Raw genomic sequence first — 26,086 nt, 5'->3', positions numbered from 1 at the left:
TTTATACAGAGAGTATGCCAGACAATCACTATCAAACTTTAGGGATCGCCCGAGATGCTTCGGCAGATCAAATTAAAAAAGCCTATCGAAAATTGGCGCGTAAATATCACCCTGACGTCAGCAAAGAAGCTGATGCCGAAACGCGTATGCAAGCGATTAATGTTGCATACGACACTTTAAGTGATGCCGAAAAGAAAAAACAATACGATTTTGAACTCGATCATCCTCAAGGATTTGCTGGGTTTAATGCTGGCAACCAAGGTGGTTTTGACCAATCTCAGTTTTATCGCCAATCGACGACTGATGGTCAGCATGCGGACTTTAGTGGATTTGAAGACTTGTTTGGTCGTTTTGGGCAAGGCTTTGGTGGCGGTGACTATCAGTATCAACGTGCAAACCGCCAAACCAAGAGCTTCCGTGGTGAAGACCAACACGCCAGTTTAGAAGTGGATTTAGAAATCGCATTTCATGGTGCAACGCAGAATATCACCTTGCAGATTCCGAGCTTAAATGCCCATGGTGAGCCTGAAGTTCAACGTAAAACCCTACAAGTCAAAATTCCTGCAGGCATGAAATCAGGTCAACAAATTCGACTCTCGGGCCAAGGGCAAGCTGGCTATAACGGTGGAGCTGCTGGTAATTTATACATTGAAATTTTGTATAAACAAACCGAGCAAACCCGTGTAGAAGGTGCTGATATTTTCCAACAACTGAATATCAGTCCTTGGGAAGCAGCATTGGGTCAAAAAATTGCATTTACCAGTCCTGATGGCAAAACATTAGAGCTACAGATTCCTAAAAATGCGCGTACTGGACAGCAGCTACGATTAAAGGACAAAGGGATACCAAACAAAACACCCGGACAGCTTTACCTGGTTTTAAATATAGTGATACCAGCTGCACAAACAGAACAAGAGCAACAAGCTTATGCGGCTTTTGCTCAAGCTTTTCCGTCATTTAATCCACGACAGTCTTAAGGAGAGCACCATGACAACAATTCATTATCGTGAAATTGTCTGTGACGGATGTAAACAGACTGAAATCGTAGACGAAAAAAGTAGTTTTGATCTACAACACTTTGCCTCTGCCTGTGGGCAAAGTCCAGAATGGGTTCTGCAACTACTCGAATACGATATTCTGCCTAGCCGTTCAGAAGACAGGATTCATCAATTTTTTGGCGATGATATATCTCGCGCACGGCGTGCCTATCGGCTTCAACGAGATTTCGATGCCAGTTTTACTGCGGTCGCCATGATGCTCGACCTGATTGATGAAGTCCAACAACTACGTCGCCAAGTGAAACACCAACAGCTTCATTCGCACTAAATGTATTCGTGAACGCTCTGTCCTGCAGGGCGTTTTTCTTTTTTCTTGTAGAGGAAATGATCGACAACCATGAAAACACGAGATTGCAATAAAAAAGTCAAAAACATGTTTCCTGAGTACCGTGATTTGGTCACTCAGTTACGTGATGAAAATCCGCATTTTGCGCGGATCTTTGAAGAACATGATGAGTTGGATCGCGAAATCATTCAATTGGAATTAGATCCTGTTAATCACTACAACACGGATATTGAGACCATTAAGCGTAAGAAATTAAAGCTAAAAGATGAAATTTATCGCTTACTGAAAAGTAATGAAAATGATGATATATCTTGAGATATCGACTCGTATAGGGGATTTTTCATGATGCATGTCGTTCGCAGTACAACCCACGAGGCTACACAATTGAATTACTAAGACCATAAGGATCGGTCAAATCGCGTTGTACTGCAGATTTTTAAAAAACAATAAAATCATGACAAAGGATTCATCATGCAAATACATCATGTGCTATTTGGAGCATTACTCAGTTTCAGCGGTCTGTTGCATGCCAGTGATAAACGAGTATTTGAAAAACCATGGATGACCAAACAGGATATTCACGCGGTGATGTGACCATCGTCAAAAATGCCGACGGGACGTATAGTGGAACACTTACTGCAATACGCCCAATGCCGTACAAGCCCTTGGTCGAAGTGTGCTTAAAACGCAAAGGCAAACTCAAATATGCACCCTTGGTGAGTCTCGAAGTTATCAAAGGATTTAAAGCAGACCCATCCATCAGAGAAGCTAACGCGAACTATTTGAGTTTCGTCAGCTTCTCAATTTCTTTCATAGTTTTAACCGTACCTTTGACTGTGCCCTTCACCGTTTGTTTAATTGGTTCATAATCCATAAACCAAAACAAATTCATGTGTTGATCGCCATGTTGCTGTGCCAGCATATCAATCACACTTTTTTCGCCACGCCCCACCAAATGCCGTCGATAAAAATAATACAGCAGTAAAATCGTGGTAATCAACATGATACCAAGCATGATCCAAAAACCGGTTGGCGATTTGAGTCCGGGAATAAACTCAAAGTTCATACCGTATATACCAGTTAATAAGGTTAATGGTGCGAAAATCGCCGTAATAATCGCTAAAATACGCATATTTTCATTGGTTTGGTTGGCAACGGCTGAAAAATGCAGATCAATGGCGGCCTGCACGGCACTGCGTAATCGTGTGGTGTGTTTTTGAATGCGTTCGATATGGCTAGTTAAATCATCTACGCGAACCAGCATGATATCCTGCTTTTCACTGCGCTTTTTGCCTTTCAAATGCGGGTAATTATCCACAACTTCATCACGCAGTTCTTGCAAGGCTTCAATTTGCTCTTCACACAAGTTTTCCACTTGCTGAAAGGCCATATTTTCCTGCAACAGTTGATGCCACTTGGTAAAACGCCGATGCCCTTGCAGCAATTCTCGCTGCCAAAACTCGACACGGCGGGTCAAAGGAACACGTAAATCCAAGTATCCATCTACCATATTATTCAGTAAGCGCAATGCCAAATCTAAGGGTGTAATGGCTAATTTTCGTGGTTTATTTTGTTCATCAATCGGACGAGAAATTAAAGTTTCAATCCGTTGGATATAACTTTCAATGGCTTTGTTGCCTTTTTCGCGCACCGTGATCAGCACTTGGGGCGTGATCAAAAAACTGATCGGGGTGGTCGCCAAACCAAAGACCCGCTCATGCTTTTCAAGAGCTTCTGCACCTGCAACAATTTGGTCATCGGGTGTGACCATTTTTCTAAAAATTAATAAATCATAATCATCGAGTGTGTCAAAGGCACACGGATGCTCTAAATTTAAAATATCCCGCAGATGGTATTCATTGACCCGTAGATCTGATGCCTGAAAAATATCACTCTGCCACTGCTCTGGGCGGTTGACGACATCTTCACGGGTACAATCAATCCAAATAAACTCAGGCTCAAGTTCAGGATAATGCTCACATTGCACTTGGTCTTGCACATAGATATGCGCGGCTGTTGGATGCTGAAAAAAATAATAGGTTTGCATATCTCATTTATTATTGTGTTTACTTTTTCATGATGCCATAAAAAAAGCCTTGAGCAAGTCAAAGTTCATACTCTGACTGCACTCAAGGCTTTTTAGAATCCATTCACAGAGCCGAAACCCTGTGAATCAACAAACCATTAAGCTTGTTCGATGTCTTTCATGGTTAATTTGATACGACCGCGGTTGTCGACATCAGCAACTTGTACTTTGATCTCTTGACCTTCAGATAATACGTCTGAAACGTTCGCAATGCGTTCGTTAGAAATTTGAGAGATATGAAGTAAGCCATCAGTACCTGGAAGGATGTTTACAAACGCACCAAATTCAACGATACGAATCACTTTACCAGTGTAGATTGTACCTGGTTCGATTTCAGCAGTAAGCGCTTGGATTTTCGCAACAGCAGCTGAAGCAGCCGCTTTAGTTTCACCAAATACGCGAACTGTACCGTTATCTTCGATATCGATTGCTGCTTTAGTTTCTTCAGTGATCGCACGAATCGTTGCGCCACCTTTACCAATCACATCACGGATCTTATCAGGGTTGATGTTGATCACTTGGAATGTAGGCGCGTGCATAGAGATTTCAGGACGAGCGCGTGAAATCACTTGGTTCATTGCATTTAAGATGTGCATACGACCTGCATACGCTTGGTTCAATGCAACTTCCATGATCTCTTCAGTAATACCTTCGATCTTGATGTCCATTTGAAGTGCAGTAATACCGTTTGCAGAACCTGCTACTTTAAAGTCCATGTCGCCAAGGTGGTCTTCGTCACCCAAGATGTCAGAAAGAACTGCGAAACGCTCGCCTTCTTTGACTAGACCCATTGCGATACCCGCAACTGGCGCTTTAAGTGGAACACCTGCGTCCATAAGTGATAGAGAAGCACCACATACAGAAGCCATTGAAGATGAACCGTTAGATTCAGTGATGTCCGATACGATACGGATCACGTACGGGAAGCGGTCAGCTGCTGGAAGTACAGCTTGTACACCACGACGCGCTAAACGACCGTGACCGATTTCACGACGTTTAGGACCAGATTCACGACCAGTTTCACCTACAGAGTATGCAGGGAAGTTGTAGTGCAACATGAAGTTGTCAGTTTTCGTACCCGCTAATGTATCTACCATTAACGCATCACGTGTATTACCCAAAGTTGTTGTTACCAACGCCTGAGTTTCACCACGTGTGAATAATGCAGAACCGTGAGCACGGTCTAACACGCCAACTTGTACGTCAAGCGCACGAACTGTTTTAGTATCACGGCCATCAATACGTGGTTTACCTGACAAGATGTTGTCACGTACTGTACGGTATTTCAGGTCTTCGAATAATTCAGCTAAGTCGTCAGCGATACCGTCAACGTCTTCTTCTGGAACGAATTGAGCAACAGCTTCAGCTTGAAGCGCATCAAGTGCTGCATAACGATCGTGTTTAACAGCGATTGTGTATGCTTCAGAGATTTTCGCTTCAAACGCTTCTTTTAATTTTGCACGAAGGTCTTCGTTTTTCGCAGGTGCAGTCCAAGTAGACTCTGTTGCACCAGCAGCCGCAGCAAATTCTTTAATCGCTTGGATCGCGATTTGCATTTCGTCATGACCGAACAATACAGCGCCAAGCATTTGGTCTTCAGAAAGTTCTTTCGCTTCTGATTCAACCATCAATACTGCAGATTCTGTACCTGCAACCACAAGGTCAAGGTCAGATTCTTTAAGCTGTTCGTGGTTCGGGTTAAGGATGTATTCACCGTTGATTAAACCAACGCGCGCACCACCGATTGGACCACGGAAAGGCGTACCCGCAATTGCAAGTGCAGCAGATGTACCTAACATTGCAGCAATGTCAGCATCCATCGTTTTGTCAGAAGAAATCACAGTCGCAGTCACTTGGATTTCGTTGTAGTAACCTTCTGGGAACAACGGACGGATTGGACGGTCGATTAAGCGTGAAATAAGAGTTTCAGCTTCAGACGCGCGGCCTTCACGTTTACCGTAACCGCCCGGGATACGACCTGCAGCATATTGTTTTTCTTGGTAGTTAACAGTCAATGGGAAGAAGTCTTGACCTGCTTTAGCTGTTGGTTGAGCAACAACGGCAACAAGAACTTGTACACCACCCATAGTGATGATTACAGTGTTCGCTTGACGCGCAACACGACCTGTTTCTAGGACAACTTGATGCTGACCGTATTGGAATTCTTTACGAATAATATTAAACATCGACATGTTTTATTTTTTCCTGATTTTATTCTAGTGGAGACCCCTAAGGTTTGGCATTCACTCAACGCCCCAAACGCTGCAACATAAATGACAAAGCTTAGAAGCCGACCTCACTAGATATTAAAAACATTAATTAAAAATACTAATTTGAGACACAAAGAAGGAGCGAATCAACGCCCCTTCCCCATTATCCAACCAAGGTTGGATAGACTTTAGTTTTCAGTAATACAGCACTAAGCATGCAATAGTCCGAAAATAAAAGTTTAAATCGAATTAACGACGTAAACCTAAAGCAGCAATCAATGCGCTGTAACGAGTAGCGTCTTTACCTTTAAGGTAGTCAAGAAGCTTACGACGTTGGTTAACCATACGGATAAGACCGCGACGGCTATGGTGGTCGTGTTTGTGCTCTTTGAAGTGACCTTGTAAATCATTGATTTGAGCAGTTAAAAGAGCTACTTGAACTTCTGGTGAACCAGTGTCGTTTTCAGCGCGAGCGAATTTTGCAACGATCTCTGCGCGATCTGCGTTTGTTAAAGCCATTCGATTTCTCCGAGATGCTTATAAAGTTAACTTTTGATACGAATCAACTGATAAATCAGCTGACTGCCGTGCATCACTACAGCAAGTGCATTATATTAAGGGAAAATCGTCCCAATTGCAAAAAGAGATGGCCGACTTCGTCAGGTTTTCATGACGATAATAGCGCCTTTTTTTTCACATCGATTCCATTATAAATTTTTTATATGTTTCGATACTTTATGCGACACAAAACCGCATATTTCTAACATGTTGAATGCGATGTCATTGAATGAATTTTAAACTGATTTTTTGATATATTTTGCCACTCGATGTTTAGCATGCAAAACTCAAAATGGAATGATTAAAAAAAAGCCCGAGCTAGGCTCGGGCTTTTTTGCGCTGTAGTTTCTTCTTTTTTAGTTATTGTTTTATTATTTATTGTTTTATGTGGCGCTTTTCCGCGTCCTTATGTCAAACATTCCATGTTTTAACTTGCACTTCCTTATGTGGTAGATTTTGCCACAACGGCTATTAGATAAAAGTCGTATTTTTCGTATCTATATGTAAGCTTTTTCGTACATCAGTTAAGCTCTATTTCTTTTCTGTTACAGCGTATAGGCATTTCTTATTTTCCAGACATAAAAAAGCCCTGTAGTCTCTCCCAAAACTACAAGGCTTAGCGGCTGTAAGTTTCCTATTTCCTTACTTCACTGTAAGTTCGCTGTCTTTTGACGTTATTCTTATACTTTTGCGATTTTACTCAACCATCCGTGTTGAGTTCTTTTTCTGTGAAGTCATCTTCTCAAAAAGCTCTAAAAAGCTCTATGCGCAAATCTCCTGAATCGATGTAAGCCATTTCTTACAAAATACGGTACATTTTGCCTAGGCTTTACAAAGGTAGGTGATTGTTAATTTTTTCTAACAGACCACTAACTCGCGCTGTTCTTTTTATAAGCGCTTTTGCCAATGCATCTTTTGCAACAAGCAAACTCACCACTTTTTTGGCACGAGTGATGGCGGTATAAATCAGCTCTTTACTCATCATTTCGGTAGCATGATTTTCCAAAACTACCGCCGTATGGGTAAATTCAGAACCTTGAGACTTATGTATGGTCAAGGCATAGGCGGTTTCTATACTTTTAGGTAACCGTGTTGCCACCACCCATTTATCCAAACTTGGAAAATAAACCTCAAACTGCGACTTTTCCGTCATCGGTCGTTTTAAGCAAATCCCGATATCACCATTTGATAGTCCAAGTTGATAATCGTTATAGGTCATCATGACTGGACGACCGACATACCAATCCCCTTGTTTCAACACACCCAAGGTATTTAAGACCCGAAGTTCAATCTGCTGATTGAGTTCGTGTAAGCCTAATTTTCCATGTCGAATGGCCGATAGAATCCGATAATCATCAAAATAGCGAATCAATTGGGCTGACCAATTTGCATATTCAGCGGGTTGCTCTGGCCATTGTTTTAACCACGCCACATAGGGCTGAAAACCATACATCAGTTGATCATAATATTTTGCCCAATGTGCCGCACTGTTCGTAGCGTCGGGGAGATATTGCAACTGAATCACATCGCTCATATTCGGTGTCAGTTGAATCGGCTGAAGTTCGGATGCAGATACCACCTGATGTTCGAATTTCGCCAGAACTTCTGTGGTTGTTTGCTGTTGTTCTTGTTGTTGAATAAAACGGGCAAACTCACCAATGGCTGCACCCTGTACAAAGCGACGGCTGGTCTGTAAATGGGTGCGGTTGGCTTGTAAGGCATCCACATCCTGAAGATTAGCCAAAACTGCACCTACATCGACCGAAGCCAACTGTTCTGCATCCCCCAATAGAATCAGCTTACTGTTCTGAGGGATTGCCGCGAATAGCATCTGCGCCAAACTTAAGTCCAACATGGAGGCTTCATCGACCACAATGACGTCATAGGGTAAGCGTTGGCGCTCATTAAACCGCGGGATAGCGCGCGTCCCTAAACCCAATAGACGATGCAAAGTTACGGGTTTCAAATGTTTGTGAATAATCGAATAATGCTGCAATGCAGGATCTTTAAACGCTGCTTGTAAGGCTTCTTCCATTCGCTGCGCCGCTTTTCCTGTCGGCGCTGCCATCGCAATTCTTAAATTTGGATTTTGCTCATTCAACACGGCAATAATCCGAGCCAAGGTATAGGTTTTACCTGTCCCAGGCCCACCGGTAATGATATTAAAATTGTGCTGACACACCATGTGCAGTGCTTGGATCTGATGGGGATCGGTCAGTAAATCCTTTTCGATATTAAGCATCTGTGTTTGATTGAGATTTTGCTCTGTTTGCTGTTTTAAACGTGCAACTTGCTTGGCTAAAGCATTTTCTAATGCCCAATAGCGATAAAGATAAAGTCGCTGTGAATCAAAAATAAAAGGCGCAACAGGTGTTTTTTCAGCTTGCTCATGCTGAACCATCTGAGCCAAACATTGAATCTGCGCATCTTCGGCCAAAATACAACTATCGCCTTTTTCCACGGCTTGCATCAATTGTTGAATTAACTGATTTGCAGCAGGATGACTGGCCTGATTGGGTAAATAATGTTGGATTAAATAGTCAATCCAATCCGGCAAAACCGCATCTAAATCAGCTTTTTCTTGGGTATTTTGGGGAACTAAAACCTGTTTTTCTACAGTATTTTCTTGTCTCGCGTGCAAAGGCTGTGCTGATAAGGCTTTTTGATCATTTTCCACACAGTTATCCTCAAACTTATCCACAATGCAACTTATTGTTTCAGCGTGAATATTTTTATCTTTTTCGTGCTTTTTCACGTTTTAGCCACAACCTTTTCGCTCAATATTGCATCGAGGTTTTGAATGAATGTATCCGCCGGCTTCCAGTGATATACTCCACGATCGGACTGTCCATCCATACCACGAAGATACAGATAACTCGCCCCACCCAAATGCTGCGTCATGTCATAGTCTTTCATCACGGCTTTCAAATAACGATGTAGGGCCACCAAATATAAAGCCGCCTGCAACCAGTAACTAGAATGACTCATACTTTCTCGAATATAGGCATGATCATAATGTGCGGTCTGATCGCCTAAGAAATTACTTTTATAATCGGCAATGTGATAGCGCTGACCATCAAAATACACCAAGTCAATCGACCCCGTCAGATAGCGTGCTGTAAACACATCATTCAAATCTTGTATTTGTAAATCTGGCTCTTTTAGGCTTTCAAATAGCATGCGTATTTTACGTATCGCCAATGCACGATCCGCCATACTTAAATGAAAGTCCATTTCTGAACGGTATTCACCATCGTTTAACTGATGCAGGCTAAAACCATCATGCAACGGTGTATGAATGATTTGACTGTACCATTCCTGCATTTCTTCAATCAGTTCAGCTTCATCTTGTTCAGGGTTAGCCGTTTGCCCAAACTGCTTCATCAAATTTTGCAATATTTGCGGCGAATCAAACTCAACATCACTGTGAAAGCGCGATGCGATGGCTTTGGCCAACTTATCTTCTGGAGTGCTAAATCGAACTTTTTCCATCAACTTGTGCAAGAAACTTCCGGGCTTGGTTCCCTTTGGAAAATGTCGTTTAATCCAGCTAATTTTCTCTGCAGTTTCTGCTTCAATGATTTCAATTTGTTCAACTTCATCGGCAGCACTGTCTTCTGGCTCGGTCATGACCGCTGCCAGTTGGTCACGTTGTATATGTGCCTTATGTGTCGTGCGCGTGAGCGCGGTAAAGCTGGTGGTTTCCCGTGGATAAAAATGGCTGTTGGGAATTTCTTCCGCGTCTAATACAACAGCTTCAACCTGAGTCTGGGTCAAAATCGGTGGTGCTGCACGCAGGACATCGGCATCCACACTTTCTGCATGTTGGAACAGATCAGGTGCGCTTCCACGCCAAAAAGTCAGTCCTGAACGCGCTTCTGCCATTTGTTTCTTTTCTACTTCATGATGACGTAGCACAGCATAGACACGATAACTGGCACGGGTCAACGCCACGTACCACAAGCGATGATGCTCTGCTTCATTGCGCGCATCATTTTGTTGAATATCATCTTCGGGTAAGTCCGAAGACTTCACGGCAATCACACGCTCTAACCCAAGGCTTTTTTGCTGATTGTCTTTAAGGGAAAAATTCAAATTGCCTTTTTCACTTAAGCCTGCATTTGCTCCCAATAAAAATACACAACCAAACTCTAAGCCTTTGGATGCATGGATCGTCATCAATTGCACCCCCAATTGCCCAGTCAATTTTCGCTCTTGGGTGCTTTCATTATTGATGCCTAAATTGATTTGGCGAATAAACCATTGATAAAGCTTATGTGCACCTGTGTAATGTTCACTTTGCTGACTTAATAATTCTGCGATATGGCGTAAATTCACCACTGTGCGTTCATTATCTCGACTTTGCCCAGCCACCAAACGCGTCCACACCTGAAAGACCGTCATGCAGCTATTCCACGCGCTGCGGAATCCTTGCTCATTCCAAATTTGTCGGATCTGTTCGAGTTTTTCGATAATTTCGCTCAGTCCATCTGCCTGCTGTTCGAGTGCGACCAGTTGTTTCAGATCAAAACCCAATAAACGGCTCAGCAGCGCACGTTTCACCTTGGCTTCTTGATAAGGATTTAAAATCGCCGTCAGCAAAGCGGCAACATCTTGTGCGACGGAACTTTTATAGACACTGTCCCGAGAGGCTTTATAACAAGGAACGCCCAGCTGCAATAAACATTGTTGCACTTGCTCTAAGTCGAAATGGTTTTGCCCCAAGACCGCAATATCGTTTGCTGTCAGTGCTCGCTGGATATTGTTGTCTTGAAAATATAAATGTCCTTGCTGAGCTTGGTTGAGTAATGACTGAATCTGCCAAGCTACTTGTTCAGCTTCATTGAGCGTTTCATCCAAAGCCAACCAACGCAGCGGTTGTGGATTGACTTGATCATGATCAATCAACGGAGGATGCTCACGCTCACCTGCTTGAATTGGGGTGTATTCAACATGCTCACCAAAATCCATTTGCCGATGAAACAAGGCATCCACCACTTCAACCAAATTTTTGACTGAACGATGGTTTTTGTTCAAGGTATAACAACGTCCACCCTTAGTTTGAATATCATGACGCGCTTTACGATAGGTCAGCATGTCACCGCCACGGAACCCATAAATCGCCTGTTTGGGGTCGCCGACCATAATCATACAACCCTGATGTAAGCGCTCCTTGACCCGCCAAATACTGGATAGCATGTCATCTTGATCTTGGTTGGTGTCTTGAAATTCATCGACTAAAATCAGTGGATATCTTGCCAAAACATGAGCGGCAAAACTGTCTTTCCCTGCTACTGAGCTTTGCTGTAAGGCTTCCGATAAGGTCCTAATTTGTTGTGAAAAGGTGGTTTCGCCAGCGTGGGACAACACTTGAGGTAAACGCTTTTTGACTTCCTGTGCCAAATAAAAGTTTAGAAATTGTTCTGCTTGATTGATATGTTCATAAGCATTGAGCACCGCTCGGAGTTGTTGAACAAAAGCATGTTGATAAAATTCTTTTGAGACATCTGGCTGCTCTTCAACGACTTTGTCTTTAAAGACACGTGGCTTAAATTCAGTTTTATTCGGATCATAAAATAATGAACGAATGGCTTTCATCGTCGGTTGTAACACGTCGGACTGAGTCAATACCCCTTGGCTACCCGAATCTTCAAAGTGCTGTAAAAACTCGGGAATGCGTGTATTAAAAGTGACAAAGAATGTCCCTTTATTAAAACGTCTAGCGTCGACAAGGTTCTTATAATGACTTTCGGCATCAAAACACGCTGCAAGCTCTACACGAGCGGTAGGCAGCATCTGCGCAAGCTGATGAATCATCGCCTCAAAATGCGCTAAGGCATTTTCAGGTAATTCAGGGACGCGTAAATCCACCGATGGGAAGTTTAGACTTTCCTTTACCACGCCCAGATAGTATTCAGGGCCTTTCAACTGATGATTTAATATCAAATATTCAATCAAATGCGCAGGCTGCTGCTGAATCCAATCTCTTAATAAATCATGAATAATACGTTCAATATGCAGGTCTTCATCATCACTGATTTGCACCTGTTCAATACGACCACTTTCAAAGGCAAATTCACGTAATAACTTTTGACTAAAGCTGTCTAAAGTTCCGACAAAGAGTTCTTCATATTGTTGTAAGACCACGTTCAGACGATTGTAGGCATAATCTAAATGATGCCCATGATCTTTCAACACCTGCTGATACAAAGGGTCACTCAAACTCTGCTGAAGTTCGGCCAACTCATTTTGAGGTGCCGCGAGCAGGCCATAAATAAAGTCACGGGTTTCTTCAATCCGCAGTCGTACCCGCGCTTTGAGTTCCGCTGTGGCTTTACGGGTGAAAGTGGTGGCAATGACCTGATTTGGCATATAGCGATCGAGAAAAATCCGCACCATTAGACTGGAAAGCGTATAGGTTTTCCCTGTACCCGCCGAGGCTTCAATCCAGTGCAGTCCGGTAAAGCTCATGTCTGCAATTGGGTTGGTGGACATTTTCATCGTTTGCTGTGGCATATTCATTTTTTCACCTCAGGCTTGATGACATTAAGTTTTTTTAGGCCGTCATCCGCCTCGGTATCCATCACATGATATAAACGTTCTGCATAATAACGACAGGACAATGCCAGAAGTTCATCTGCCGCTTGTTGCTGTAAAATAAAGCTCCAATCACGATGGTGGCTATTGGCTTCATTCGACTCCAACTCCACTCCACCAAAACTATGATTTTTCAGCCATTCCTCTTGAAGCTTTGCAAAATTATCAGGCATGAGTTGGCCTGTTTCATTTTCCACCCAAGTGCATTTTTCTTGGCGAATTAAGGCAGCAGGCAGCACCACAGGACGTTTTTGTGCATGTTTCCACATCGCCACCCATTCACTGAGCTGCAGCTTGGCTTGTGCAGAGCTTAATCCACAACAGACTATGCTTTTATCATTACAAATCACTTCACGACGATACGTCGCGCCCTCATCGCCTAAGTCTAAATAGCTCAACCACAATAGATATTCGAGCCAGGTTTGCGTCTGACGCTTAGGCTTTGCCCCAGACGCCATACAGCTTAACCAATGCATACTCTGAGAGTCTTCAGGCACGGTGATACTCAGTATCAAATGCGGTTCAAGCTGTAAGTTTTGTAAGGTGGTCGCGGTTACACGGCGTCCATCCAAACGCTCTAATAACTGTGCCTGCTCTTGCAAACTGAGCTTCCAAGTCGCTATTTGACTATGTCCCACAGGCAGTACATCTTGGAACAAGGCCATATCCGGTTCAGTTGGAGTCGTAGAGTTCTGATCCTCAGCTTGATGGACACGAGAGGCAGGTTGCACATAATGCTTTTGCAATAAGTCACGGACATGATATTGCTGTAAACGGTCGAGCAATAAAGGCTCTTGCTGTGGTAATTGGTCACCGGTATAGACACTGGCCACGCCAAGCGTTTTCAAATATGCACGGGCAGGAAACACCACATCTTTAATCCATTCCTGACCATCTAATACCCGTACTTCTTGCTCATCATGCACAGGATAATCACGGTTAATCCACGATTGGCGTTGTCCCGACTGATCTAAAATATGTTCCGCCACAGCAAACCATTGATCTTTATATCGTAAGTTTTTCGACTGCTGAAAACCCATCGGGTCAAAAGGCTGCAAAGGATAAATATGGTATAGCGGCTCGAGCTGCTGTGGAATGCGTAAGCCATCCAAATCCAGCATGGCATCATGGGGTTGGTTCAATTGCTGCGGCTGAATCATCCGTGCGAGGAACTGGCTAAATTCATATATCACAGAGGATGGCTCCCGACTTTCACCATCATTGACATCAAAGCCATTATAGAAAATCCACAAGGACTGTCGGGCAAATAACAAGGCATCTAGAAATGCACCTTTATCATCTTCCAAACGAGAGCGATCACCCAAAACCGGTTTAAACACATCCATCAAATCAAAAGGCACTTGCTGATCACGACGCGGAAATTTGCCGCTATCCATGTTCATTAACACCACCAATGAAAATGGGACTTGGCGGATTTTCCCCATGTCCGCAAAGGTCACTGATCCTGTCGGTTCGATCTGATCGGCAGAGCTATCGATGCCTTGTTGTATTTCTTTGAGCAGCAAAGATAATGGCAAATTAAAGCTATTGGGGAGCGACTCAACTTTATCACTTTGAGCATTGTGCAGACGTTGCGTCATCGCACGCATTACACTGCGAATGGTTTCAAATGCACGACCACTGGCCTCCACAAAAGGCTTCAAATCTGCGTCTAATTGTTGCAACCATGCTTTGACCGTCTGTGCGCTGAGATTTGGATTGAGCCAATCTCGACGCGCACTGATATCTCGGTAGATCTGAATTAAAGTTTGCACCAACTCAAAATCACTACTCAACACCCCTGCAAAACTTAACGTGTCCTCAAATACGGCATGTTGTGGAATCGCAATCCCTAAAGCCAAACGGTCTAATGCAAATTTAAAGGTATAACGATAATCTCGGTCTTGCTCGGACAAATAAGCCAACATGTGCTGTTCGTCTAAACCACGACGGAAACCGGCTTGAATCAGCAGTTCCATCATACGTTCCATTTGCACATGGTCGAGCTGATACAGTTCTTGCACCGCATTCAAATTCAGCCAATCATGAAAATCTTCTGCGGTAAAACGACCTTGACTAATTTCAATGCGTCCAACAAAGGCTTGCCATGCATTTTGAATATCTTGACTGACCACCCCTGCAATTTTGACTGGGATATAAGGTAAATCCACAGCACTGCGACCCATGCCTCGAGTCGTCGAAAAGACCGTCCGAATATGCGGTTCCAGTTCTTTTAAGTTTGGCACCAAGACCAAGATATCACTCGGATAGCGTGGCTCTTGTTCCGTGCCATCGGCCAACCAATGCACCAACTGTTCACGTAAAACCTCTAACTGACGCAGGCTAGAATGACAGACATGAAATTGAATCGATTCATCTGAACCCGCGAGTGCATATTGATGCTGCTTGGGTTCTTCTAAGGTCATGATGTCATATTGAATTTGAGCGAGCAGCGTTGTCGGCTCGGTGTCTGGAAAAATATCTTCCCAACCTTCGCCACCAGACATATTCACCAATAATGCAAAGTTATCCCGCGCACGTTTACCTAAACGCGTCAGTAATGAATGCTGAGATTCACGAAATTCGGCATTGGTCGTACTCAGATAGGCCTGAATTTGTGCCGTGCTGACATTGGGATTTCGCTCAATATAACGCTGTTGTAATTTCAAGTTATAACGATCTTTCCATACGGGATCGACCATGTCTGCCCAATACTCACGCGATGGGTTGAAATACAACAGATGCACTTCGGTATACGCTGCCAAGCGATATAAAAATTTCAGTTGTGCGGGGGGTAATTCTAAGGTCGTAAAGACGAAAATCTGTTCAGGCAAACCGTTATAGGTTTGGTGACGCTCATCATCATCGCGCTCATCATCCTCAGCATCCAAATCAAATTGCTGCTGCCGATTTTGCTCAGCATGCGCCAAGGCAAACCAAAATTTATTGTCTATTTCCTGACGGTCATTAAAGTCTTTTTGGAATACTTGATGCCACAGCCAACGCTGCCAATGCTCCAGTTGTCGAGCCTGAGTCGGTAGATATTCATCAGCTTGTTCAGGTTTCAGACCTGTAAGTTGCATAATATTTAACGGCTGGTTATAACTCCACGCTTTTAGCCAGTCAGTATCGCAATGTGGACAAACCCAGTGCTCAACACCTTCATCTGGGGTATGAATACAACTGCCACGAAAGGCCATGTAGTTGGTAAAAAGCCGAGTGACTTGAGCAGCGATCCAGTACAACATTTCTTGCCGCTTTTGCTCACGTTTTTTTCGATCTGAGAGCTGTGCTGTGCTGTCAAAAATACGCTGAACTAAGGGCTGCACGTCTGTCGGAATCTGAGCAGCATCAAACTTATCAGCCGCAATAAACCCAGCTAGAGCATTATAAATACGCCATTGCATAATCAACGGCGGCATGTTGATACCTTTAATCCGCTCTCGGTCTTGTTTATTCGGCAAGGCCCAATCGTAGGCTTTCCACTGCAACCCTAAAATTTTACGATGATGCTTAATATTGGCACTAATACTGATTTTTTCAGCAATTTGTTTTTCTAACCATGCAGCAATGGCTTGATCGGGCACCACGATATGTCGTTCTTGCAAGACGGACAAAGCATTGGTCGATTGATTCGATTTCAATTTTTCGATTAGACAATCCACCAAAACTTCGATTCGTTGACTTTGAATTACATGTATTGCCATGGATTACCTTTACAGCCTGAGTGACCAACTACTACAAAACAACAATGATTATTTACTATACATCTTGGGCTGTCTATGCGACTTTGACAAGAGAATAGATTGCAAAAAATGCTTTTAAACAAGTATCTTAATGATACTTTATGAGAAAAAAACCAATCCAGTATCAAGGGTATCTGCTTATGAAAATTGATAACATTCCTGATTCCATCGACCCTAACTTAAATCTGGACATTATTCGCGCTGAATGCTTAGAGCTCGTCAAAAAACGTGCTTATTTTTCAGCAGGTGCAGCTATTATTCCTGTGCCATTTTTGGATGTGGTGATTGACGTCGGAATTTTGTCACAGCTCATTCCAGAAATTAATGCGCGTTTTGGTTTAGCGCCAGATCAAATTAGTGTGTATGATCCGAAAACCAAACAAATTCATTGGACAGAACTGCGTAAACGTGGTGTCGAATTTTCTGGTTTAGTGGTTGCACGAACCGCGATGAAAAAATCGCTAAATAACATTGCAGCAAAATATATTACCAAACAAGTGACTAAATTTATTCCATTAGGTGGACAATTGGTAGCAGCCAGTTTGGGTTATATTGTGATGAAAAAAGTCGCTGAAACCCATGTAGAAGAAAGCTACCAATTGGCGAAGCGTATTCAACAGAAATTTCCGAACCAACCTGTCCCAACGCCGAACAATGTTTAACGGCGATATCTAGCGCATCAACATAGTTTACAAATCAAAGTGATCTAAACCATAGATCTAAAGATTAAGTAGATCTGAAAATGAGCTAGTTTTGAAAATGAAAAAAGCCACGAATATCGTGGCTTTTTTCATGCATTCAATCTGCTTTCAATTGCGCTAAGATCGTCTCTAATACCTGTAAGCGCGCACTATGTTTGTCATTGGTCGCGATCACATGCCACGGCGCATATTCTGTATCCGTACGTTGCAACATATCTGCGGCAGCTTTGAGATAGTCATCCCAACGGTCACGATTCCGCCAGTCATCTGGAGTAATTTTAAAACGCTTATGCGCGGTTTCTTCTCGAGCTTTAAACCGTGCAGCTTGCTCATCCTTTCCAATGGCTAACCAAAACTTGATGACGACCGTTTGACTGTCATATAGATCCTTTTCAAAACGGTTGATTTCATCATACGCCCTCTGCCATTCAACCGTATTGGCAAAGCCTTCAATCCGCTCAACCAAGACGCGACCATACCAACTGCGGTCAAAAATCGTGATCTTTTCTTCAGGGAGAATTTTATTCCAAAAGCGCCATAAGTATGGACGGCGTAGCTCATATTTTTCGGGTGCTGCAATGGTATGAATTTCATATTCGCGCGGATCTAACTTTTTGACAATGCGCTTAATTGCCCCGCCTTTCCCTGCCGCATCCATCCCTTCAAAGACGATCACCACATTGCGTGAATCAAAACGTAAAGCTTCAGCCACCTTGCGGCTTAATTTTTTTAATTCTTTTTTATAATCAGCTTCATCAGCGACGGCAGTGCTGGGTTCCAATAACGCCTGTGGTGTTTTGGCTTGTTTCCAGCGCCCCACCGCCGTGGTTTCATGTGCTGGACAATGTTTTAAGGTCCGTAAAATATGCTGTGCAAATTGCTGATCACGGACTTGTTCATCTTCACAGTCGATAATGATCCAGTCATGACTAAAACGCTGACGTAAACGTTGCAAGTTGTCATATTGTTTTTTATTGCGCCAATCTAAACCATGCAATTTATGCCAACGCGCTTCACTCGGGTCCATTTCATCCAAACGTTTTTGTAAAGATTTCCAAGATAAATCGAACCAGACCTTAATCACATCGACATGATTATTTTTTAGGTCTCGTTCATAAGCCCGCATGTTCTCGACATATTCATCAAATAAGGTTTCATCCAAAGGCTTTGACACATGCATGGCGGTACTCAGTAAGTCACTGTACCAGTTTCCAAACATCACCATGATTTGCCCTTCGGCAGGAATAAACCGTGCATAAGACTGCCAAAAGGTTTGTTTTTGATTAAACATGATCGGGGCATCCGCTTTCACCCTTAAGTAGCGTGGATCGACCCATTCGCGGAGCTGTTTGACAGCCTCGCCCTTACCCGCAAGCTCGATTCCGCTGACTAAAATCAACACGCTTTTGGCATTGGGCTGACGGCTGGTATTTTTTAGTTGATACTGCGCTTCAATCAGCTCAACCGAGAGTTGTTCTTCATCCATCAATTGAAATTCTGTTTCTTTTAAGCTCATGGCGGACCCTTGGTTTTATTCTGTTTTGAGTATAACCATGCCCTTCACCCCACAACAATGCTTTCATGTATATGCTGAAATGCAAAATATGACCGTTTCTGCAACAAACTGACTCAGATTGACCTGTAATTTCGTCACTTTGTCATAGCCCTAAGCTCCAACACCCACTAAGATTCAAACATCTAAAAAATAATTGAGACACTCAATGTCCAAACTTGCGGTATTAGATGATTTACTTGAACTGTATTACCAGTTGAATTACCACAAAAAGCCAGAAATTTTACAGCGTTTACAAGATGTCCAGCAGTGGCAAAAACAGCGCATGCAACGTACGCATGCTGTGCAATTTGCTGAAAAACACAATGTACTGATGTCTGAATATTTTATTAACCGTTTATATGGCGGTCCTGATTTTGATGCATTAGCTGCACAAATTGCACGTCTCACCCGCTATGCGCACAAAGCAGAAAAATTGATTCCAGACAATGCCATTAAGACTGGCACTTCGGGTGTACAACTTGCGATATTGGCCGTACAGCTCGATGAACAAGTGGCCATGCAATTACTGCAAGATTATCCAAATAATCCAACTCTGACCGACGAAATGATGCGCCAGACCTATCTCAAGCTCGATCAGGGCAAAGACCGCATGTTGCAACTGCAACTGTTGGACGATTTAGGTCGTAATTTAGATAAATACATGCGCTCATTTATGGTCTATACCGCCTTTAAGATGTGCAAAGGTGCAGCAATAAAATATAACTTCGAAGTGATGTATGACTTTATGCAAGATGGCTTTCTCGCAATGAAACCACTTAAGTCAGCAGAAAAATTTGTGCGTGAATTTACCACTGTAGAACGTCAAATCATTGACCGTGTACATGCTGGAGACCCGAACCCGTTTCAGCCTGCGACCTAACAAAATTATCATCCCCATTCAGCCCACATTTGATATAAAACAAACAGGGCGTTCAAGGCTGAATTCAGATTTTTTATAGGGGTTTTGCAAAGCAATTACAGCAGCCCCTTATTTTTTCTGTATATTATTCACAACAAATGCAAATGACTGCTGTATAACAACAGAGAATCTGTCATCATGCTTACAAAGTAACATTAACCCTATTTATAAGTTAGGAGTGACTCTAATGTCTAACGAGAATCAAACGCCTGTCCCTACACCTGAGTCGGCACAAAATACAGACAAAGCGAGTCCATTCTTAACTGAACCTTTACCACAAGGGACAGCGCAAGGTCAGCAACAATCTTTAGAACAACGTCTGACCGACACACCTGTGACAGGTTCAGTACCCAAATATAATCTGCCACGTGGCGCGAACACAGGTAATGTTGGGCCAACCACACACTTTGGTTATCAGACCGTGAGCAGCGAAGACAAAGCGCAAAAAGTCGCGGAAGTTTTCCACTCAGTGGCTGCAAAATACGACATCATGAATGATTTAATGTCATTTGGTATTCACCGTCTATGGAAACGTTTTGCCATTAACATGTCAGGTGTTCGTCGCGGTCAGCACGTACTGGATATTGCAGGCGGTACAGGTGACCTTGCTAAAGTGTTCAGTCGTGAAGTTGGTCCGACAGGTCATGTGGTGCTTTCAGACATTAACGAATCGATGCTCAATGTCGGTCGTGACCGCCTCATTGATGCTGGTTGTACCAATGTCGATTTCGTTTTGGCCAATGCTGAAACTTTAGAACCTTTTGCAGACAACAGTTTTGACCTATTAACCATTTCATTTGGTCTACGTAATGTGACTGACAAAGATGCTGCTCTTGCTGCAATGTACCGCGTTCTTAAGCCAGGTGGTCGTTTACTGATTTTAGAATTCTCTAAACCGGTATTTGAACCATTCTCAAAACTGTATGACTTATACTCATTCACTGCATTACCAATTATGGGAAAAATCGTAGCAAATGACTCTGAAAGTTATAAATACCTTGCAGAATCAATTCGTATGCACCCAGACCAACGTACTCTTAAAGGTATGATGGAAAATGCGGGCTTCCAAAACTGTGATTACCACAACTTAACGGGTGGTATCGTGGCTGTACACCGTGGTTTCAAACTTTAATACTGCAGGCTGAACTATGTGGTCGATTCTCGCACTTGGTGCAGTTGAACGCTTAATTCATCATGTCATTGATTTGGATGCTATTACTCGCATCCAACTGAATGAATTGCAAGGCAAAATGCTTCGTGTGGTGATCGACTCACCACAGTTGTCGGTGGATGTGTTTTTTGACGATCAGAAAGTTCGCTTAGAACCGACGCCAACAGGACATACTGAAACCGCATCCATCTTTGAGCAACGCCCTTTCGAGCAGCAGTTAAACATAACTGAAGCAACGGCGACCTTACATGTCAAAACAGTCGTCGAGCTCCTTAAACTGCTGTTGGCTGAAGATGTTGGCAATATCCCATTGCAAGGTGATTATCACTTATTGCAGGATATCCAGCGCATTATGCAGCAAGCTGAGCCCGATTTAGCTTCGCATCTAAGCCCTTGGATTGGTCCAAGCCTTGCGCATGAAATTGGTAAGTTACAACTTGCACCCAAACATCTCAAACGTACTTTACAAAGCCATTTGTTCTTTGCTGAAGACGCGTTAAAAGAAGATTCAGGCTTGCTTGCCCCACGCTGGCAAATGGATGACCTGAATCAAGACACCCGAATTTTGAATCAAAATCTGGACCGTGCAGAAGCAAAAATTCAGCAGCTGCACAGCCAAATTGACTCATTACAAGACAACACTTAAGACTAGGTAATTGCATATATGATTCCGCACGTTTCACGTTTACTCGACCTTTGGCGCATTGCTGCGCACTATAGACTCGACACGTTGTTTCCTGCGGAAGAATTACCGGAAAAAGCCCGTCATATTCTTTCTCTCATTCGCATGCACCCTGCGGCATGGTCAAGCCGCGAGCGAAAAAATCCGCTCAAGCTCAAAGAAGCCATGGAAGAGATGGGCCCGCTGGCCATTAAAATGGGGCAATTACTGTCTACCCGTCGTGATTTGATTCCACCTGAAGTTTTACAGCAATTGGTGCTTCTACAAGACCGTGTAAAACCTTTTTCAAATGACGTTGCCAAAATGCGCATTCAGGAATCACTCAAAGCCGATGTGAATACCTTATTTGCACGCTTTGACGAGCAACCATTAGCCGCAGCATCTATTGCACAAGTGCATACTGCTGCCCTGCATGATGGTCGCGAAGTCGTGGTGAAAGTGACTCGCCCGAATATTCGCAATCAAATTCTGCATGATTTTGAAATATTAGAGTGGCTTGGTCAGTTCCTTGAAAAACGCCTAGAAGCCGCTCGTGCCCTGCATCTGTCCGAAATTATTCAGGACTACCGTCAAATTATTCTCAATGAATTGGATTTGACTTTAGAAGCGGATAACACACGTCGTATGCGTCATTACTTCACCGGTTCAAGCATGATGTACGTGCCTGAAGTCTATATGGACAGCCGTGATGTCATGGTCGAAGAGCGTATTACGGGTGTGCCGATTTCTGATATTGCGACCTTTGATCGCTTGGGCATGGATCGTAAAGATTTAGCCGAAAAAGGGCTCACCATTTTCTTTACCCAAGTGTTCCGCGACAACTTCTTTCATGCAGACATGCATCCGGGGAATGTCTTCGTCGAAACCATTAATCCAAGCAATCCACGCTTTATTGCCTTGGACTGCGCGATTATGGGTGAGCTTTCAAAGCACGACCAAATGACCGTAGCACGCATGCTGCTTGCGGTTATGAACAGCGACTTTATGCAGCTGATTCAAATCGTGCATCAAGCGGGTTGGATTCCACCGGGTACAGATCAAGATGCATTAGCACGTGAAATGCGTCGTACGGTTGGCCCGATGGTCTCTAAACCAATGCATGAATTGGACTTCGCCGGCATCCTGATTCAAGTGATGGATATTGCGCGTCGTTTCCATTTAGAGATTCCGCCACAATTGATGTTGCTGCTCAAGACCTTGGTCCATGTTGAAGGTTTAGGAACTGATCTCTATCCTGAATTGGATATTTGGAGTTTGGCAAAACCAATCCTCACCGATTGGATTAAAGTGCAAATGAATCCGCAGAAAAACTTAAAAGAACTCGGACAAAAAATTCCAGACTTACTTTTAGGTGCGCAAGATTTACCAACGCTGATGATCGACAGCCTGAATGGTTTAAAAAATCAGTCGGCTTGGCATGCTAAACAACTCAATGAACTGCAAAGCATGCGCTTGCAAATGGAACATCAGCAAAAGCGTAGTTGGGTCTTTGGCAGTGTTATGGCCATCTTCCTCTCCATTGCGATAATTGCGCCATGGTACGTTTCCATCGTATTAATTGCACTTTCAAGCTTACTTGCCATTTGGCGTGTGTTTAAATGATCTTGATGTATCCATAGCTCCTTTAAGCCTTTTGACAATAAAAGGCTTAAAGCCATAAAAACAAAAAATTCAAAAATTTAAATAAGGCTGAACGCCATGTCATACAGTTATTTAGGGGTACTGTATGGTCGAAACCCACTCCGAGCATGTGCAACGGCCTTGCTGTATAGTTTTTCGACCCTGCTCGATGTGCTAGTTCAATTAAATATGCACATGCCTTTCCTAAACTGGCAACCGCCAGCCAACACCACTCTGTATCGGATGCAGCATAGCGCTACATTTTGGTGGATCATTCTCTTTAATGCACTTCCCTGTTTATTCCTACTTTGTTTGCCACAGCAAAAGCTGATGGCGGGGTTAAATTATTGGTTATTAGCTGGGGCCGTGATTTTTATCATTAACCTATTTGCTTGGGCGGTCTTTCCAATGGCGACATGGGCAATCGTCTGCCTCAGTTTGTTTCAATTGCATCGGCATAACGAACAACTATTACAGCATTCCTGAGAGACGCCCTGATATGACTGAGAAGTCATTTGTCGGAAGTTTCAGCCATTGGGTCTGTGCAAAAACGCACTAGAATAATTCTACGACTGTATTTTAAGCGACTACCATGACTCAAATTTTGCAAAAAAGACCGCCTGCGCTCAATATCCGTGCTGGCCATTTAGCCCGCCAACTGATTGAACAAGAGGGTTTAAACGCTGCTCAAGTGGATATCCTGCCCGGTGCTGCGGGTGGTCCGAAAGGCATTGGTATTCAAGGTTTAGATCAGGCGATTTTTGCTGACTTTTTGCCACGCGCGCAACAAAAGCGTACTTTAATTGGTTCATCGATTGGCAGTTGGCGCTTTGCCAGTATTGCTGCTTGGGGAGCCATTGAAGGGACGAAACGCCTCTCTGAGCTGTATACCAATCTGAGCTTTCATAAAAAGATGAGCCGTCAAGAAGTCAGCGATGTGTGTCGTGGCATGCTGATCGATTTGATTCAAGGTCAAGAAGCGGCACTGGTTAATCACCCGGATTATCACCTCACTGTGCTTTCAGTCAAAGCTCAGCATATTTTCCAAAGTGATAAAGCCCTGCCGCTGTTAGCCTCTGTCGCAGGGATCGTGGGCACGACAGCGCTCGCACGTAAACACAGTCGTTATTTCATGCAGCGTGTAATTAGTCAGCCTGTGTCAGGTCATCAATTTACCGTGGCGGATGATGGCTTTACCACGCATTACCATGCATTGACTCAAGACAGTGTCATGCCGTGGCTTATGGCTTCTGCATCTATTCCCGGTGTCATGGCCGCGATACGTGATATCCCTGATGCGCCACAAGGCAGTTACCGCGATGGCGGCCTGATTGACTATCATATTGACCTACCCTTCCAAAGTCAGGGCATCGTGCTGTATCCACATTTCACGGATAGCATCACCCCAGGTTGGTTTGATAAATTATTTAAACGCCAAGCCAATCCTGAAAATCAGGCGCGTACCCTGTTACTGTCACCTTCACAAGAATACCTTGCAAGCTTGCCGCTTGGCCGACTGCCTGACCGTAAAGACTTTACCCTCAAAGGCTTAGACAACCAACAACGCATTAAAATGTGGAACCAATGTGTGGCAGAAAGTCAGCGTATGGGCGATGAGTTTTTGGAGTTGGTTGAAAAGCAACATTTCCCAGCAGTCATGCAAGCACTCTGAGCGTTACAGTAATCTCTTGCGAGGGACGCTATAATCCTATTTCAAAATTTTGAGCTTATTTAGTATAGATTTATGCGGATATTTTTAACTGTTTTGCAGTATGCCTGCATCGCTTTTGCACTTTTCCTTGTTTATCAAGTGTCAACCGCCTTGATCAGCGGCCAATACGATTTAATGGAAGTGGTGGCAGATGTTGGTACGATTTTAATTTGTATCGATTTGGCGGTGTTTTTATTTACCAGTAATGCAAAACAAGGCATTAGCATCGAAGACTATGCGAAACAATTGGAACAAAAGCCGTCAAAATTGGTATATGTGACCCGTAAATTGGGACATTTCGGTATTTTGCTGATCATTACCAGTTGGATCGTTCCAATGATTCGCTAAGTCATTTACTGCTGATATTCAGCAATAAAAAACCTCCCAATTGGGAGGTTTTTATTGCATAAAATTTGATTAAACATATAATTAAGAAATTGAAAATTAGAATTTTTAAATATGTTTGGATTCTTTAAAAGAAATGTGAAAATTCAAAAAAAATTTGATATTTCTGACTTAAGAGTTGGTTCAATTGAAACTATAGATAGAAATAAATTCAAAATTTTATGTATTGACGATCAAGGTTTTCAATATGAGCACTTACTCAAAAATCATGATTTTAATTTAAAAGTAGTTTCTGATATTGAAGATATAAATGCTGTGGAAGCGTATGACCTTATCGTCTGTGACATTATTGGGGTAGGTAAAGCATTTGGTTCAAAATTTGAAGGTGGGCATATAATAAGTGAAATAAAAAAACGCTATCCATTTAAAAAAGTAATCGCCTTTTCAGGGAGTCAATTTAACCCCGAATTCAATAAATATTTTACCTTAAGTGATAAATCTCTAAATAAAGATACAGAGTTAGAAACTTGGGTTGATGTATTAGATACCTTAATTCAGGATCTAGCCTATCCTGAGCGTGTGTGGCAAAGCACAAAAACATATCTTAATAACAATAACCTAGATGCATTTACAATAGATTTCTTTCATAAGTCATTTTTCACTCAGCTCCAAGTTATAAATTCCAGCAATTAGATTGAATCTTAATGCTAGTCTTGAACCGTACCGGGTTTGTCGGAGACATTTTTATTTAAGTTAGGCCACGTGACCTAACGGGTTAATCTTATCATAGTACATTGCTTCAAACTCAAAAGGCGATACATAACCCAATGCGCTGTGTACA

At 43.0% G+C, this 26,086-nt stretch carries 20 protein-coding genes; 13 read left to right on the top strand and 7 right to left on the bottom strand.

Features of this window, described 5'->3' with window-relative positions; translation table 11 throughout:
• Positions 1 to 14 precede the first annotated feature (14 nt).
• The 4 genes from FTV38_RS12110 to FTV38_RS18120 all read left to right on the top strand — a co-directional run bounded on the left by FTV38_RS12110 (position 15) and on the right by FTV38_RS18120 (position 1,938).
• On the top strand, positions 15 to 977 hold the full coding sequence (locus tag FTV38_RS12110) for a DnaJ C-terminal domain-containing protein (RefSeq protein WP_180022610.1): 963 nt from the start codon (positions 15 to 17) through the stop codon (positions 975 to 977).
• A 10-nt stretch (positions 978 to 987) separates the two neighbouring features.
• Positions 988 to 1,326, top strand: a complete 339-nt coding sequence (locus tag FTV38_RS12105; protein ID WP_078189792.1) for a chaperone modulator CbpM — start codon at positions 988 to 990, stop codon at positions 1,324 to 1,326.
• 69 nt (positions 1,327 to 1,395) lie between these two features.
• On the top strand, positions 1,396 to 1,659 hold the full coding sequence (locus FTV38_RS12100) for a YdcH family protein (protein ID WP_180002890.1): 264 nt from the start codon (positions 1,396 to 1,398) through the stop codon (positions 1,657 to 1,659).
• A 156-nt stretch (positions 1,660 to 1,815) separates the two neighbouring features.
• Positions 1,816 to 1,938, top strand: a complete 123-nt coding sequence (locus tag FTV38_RS18120) for a hypothetical protein (protein WP_257224018.1) — start codon at positions 1,816 to 1,818, stop codon at positions 1,936 to 1,938.
• A 184-nt stretch (positions 1,939 to 2,122) separates the two neighbouring features.
• Here FTV38_RS18120 and FTV38_RS12095 read toward each other — a convergent pair whose 3' ends face one another.
• The 6 genes from FTV38_RS12095 to FTV38_RS12070 form a co-directional block, all read right to left on the bottom strand.
• On the bottom strand, positions 2,123 to 3,391 hold the full coding sequence (locus tag FTV38_RS12095) for a magnesium transporter CorA family protein (protein ID WP_180022601.1): 1,269 nt from the start codon (positions 3,389 to 3,391) through the stop codon (positions 2,123 to 2,125).
• A gap of 137 nt (positions 3,392 to 3,528) precedes the next feature.
• Positions 3,529 to 5,616, bottom strand: a complete 2,088-nt coding sequence (pnp, locus tag FTV38_RS12090) for a polyribonucleotide nucleotidyltransferase (RefSeq protein ID WP_171262611.1) — start codon at positions 5,614 to 5,616, stop codon at positions 3,529 to 3,531.
• Between the two features lie 273 nt (positions 5,617 to 5,889).
• Positions 5,890 to 6,159, bottom strand: coding sequence for a 30S ribosomal protein S15 (rpsO, locus tag FTV38_RS12085; protein ID WP_005007057.1), 270 nt, complete (start codon positions 6,157 to 6,159; stop codon positions 5,890 to 5,892).
• 868 nt (positions 6,160 to 7,027) lie between these two features.
• Positions 7,028 to 8,755: an exodeoxyribonuclease V subunit alpha gene (recD, locus tag FTV38_RS12080; RefSeq protein ID WP_257222537.1), complete on the bottom strand. Its 1,728-nt coding sequence runs from the start codon at positions 8,753 to 8,755 to the stop codon at positions 7,028 to 7,030.
• A gap of 194 nt (positions 8,756 to 8,949) precedes the next feature.
• A complete protein-coding gene (locus tag FTV38_RS12075; protein WP_180022600.1) occupies positions 8,950 to 12,720 on the bottom strand; it encodes a UvrD-helicase domain-containing protein in 3,771 nt (1,256 codons plus the stop codon).
• Positions 12,717 to 16,502, bottom strand: a complete 3,786-nt coding sequence (locus FTV38_RS12070; RefSeq protein ID WP_180022599.1) for an exodeoxyribonuclease V subunit gamma — start codon at positions 16,500 to 16,502, stop codon at positions 12,717 to 12,719. Before FTV38_RS12070 ends, FTV38_RS12075 begins: the two co-directional genes overlap by 4 nt.
• A 179-nt stretch (positions 16,503 to 16,681) precedes the next feature.
• On the opposite strand from FTV38_RS12070, the gene FTV38_RS12065 reads away from it, so the two are divergent.
• Complete coding sequence (locus FTV38_RS12065; protein ID WP_168377972.1) at positions 16,682 to 17,203, top strand: hypothetical protein; 522 nt, start codon at positions 16,682 to 16,684, stop codon at positions 17,201 to 17,203.
• A gap of 136 nt (positions 17,204 to 17,339) precedes the next feature.
• On the opposite strand, the gene FTV38_RS12060 is transcribed toward FTV38_RS12065, so the two are convergent.
• A complete protein-coding gene (locus tag FTV38_RS12060; protein WP_180022598.1) occupies positions 17,340 to 18,758 on the bottom strand; it encodes a phosphate--AMP phosphotransferase in 1,419 nt (472 codons plus the stop codon).
• 205 nt (positions 18,759 to 18,963) lie between these two features.
• On the opposite strand from FTV38_RS12060, the gene FTV38_RS12055 reads away from it, so the two are divergent.
• From FTV38_RS12055 to FTV38_RS12020, 8 genes are all read left to right on the top strand, one after another.
• Positions 18,964 to 19,677, top strand: coding sequence for a hypothetical protein (locus FTV38_RS12055; RefSeq protein WP_180022597.1), 714 nt, complete (start codon positions 18,964 to 18,966; stop codon positions 19,675 to 19,677).
• Between the two features lie 226 nt (positions 19,678 to 19,903).
• Complete coding sequence (ubiE, locus tag FTV38_RS12050; protein WP_078192823.1) at positions 19,904 to 20,848, top strand: bifunctional demethylmenaquinone methyltransferase/2-methoxy-6-polyprenyl-1,4-benzoquinol methylase UbiE; 945 nt, start codon at positions 19,904 to 19,906, stop codon at positions 20,846 to 20,848.
• Positions 20,849 to 20,864: 16 nt separating this feature from the next.
• Positions 20,865 to 21,533: an SCP2 domain-containing protein gene (locus tag FTV38_RS12045; protein ID WP_168377975.1), complete on the top strand. Its 669-nt coding sequence runs from the start codon at positions 20,865 to 20,867 to the stop codon at positions 21,531 to 21,533.
• Positions 21,534 to 21,551: 18 nt separating this feature from the next.
• Positions 21,552 to 23,171, top strand: a complete 1,620-nt coding sequence (locus tag FTV38_RS12040; RefSeq protein ID WP_180022596.1) for an AarF/ABC1/UbiB kinase family protein — start codon at positions 21,552 to 21,554, stop codon at positions 23,169 to 23,171.
• A gap of 96 nt (positions 23,172 to 23,267) precedes the next feature.
• Entirely contained in the window at positions 23,268 to 23,675 is a 408-nt protein-coding gene (locus FTV38_RS12035; protein WP_180010239.1) for a hypothetical protein, read from the top strand.
• A gap of 106 nt (positions 23,676 to 23,781) precedes the next feature.
• Positions 23,782 to 24,861, top strand: a complete 1,080-nt coding sequence (locus FTV38_RS12030; protein WP_180002876.1) for a patatin-like phospholipase family protein — start codon at positions 23,782 to 23,784, stop codon at positions 24,859 to 24,861.
• Positions 24,862 to 24,933: 72 nt separating this feature from the next.
• Positions 24,934 to 25,248 carry a hypothetical protein gene (locus tag FTV38_RS12025; RefSeq protein ID WP_078189807.1) on the top strand — a complete coding sequence of 105 codons (315 nt, stop codon included), beginning with the start codon at positions 24,934 to 24,936 and terminating at the stop codon, positions 25,246 to 25,248.
• Between the two features lie 111 nt (positions 25,249 to 25,359).
• Positions 25,360 to 25,938, top strand: a complete 579-nt coding sequence (locus tag FTV38_RS12020; protein WP_180022595.1) for a response regulator — start codon at positions 25,360 to 25,362, stop codon at positions 25,936 to 25,938.
• Positions 25,939 to 26,086: the final 148 nt, after the last annotated feature.

Source organism: Acinetobacter sp. YH16044, assembly GCF_013417145.1.
GTDB lineage: Bacteria > Pseudomonadota > Gammaproteobacteria > Pseudomonadales > Moraxellaceae > Acinetobacter > Acinetobacter amyesii.
This window is presented reverse-complemented; position numbering and strand designations above follow the sequence as displayed.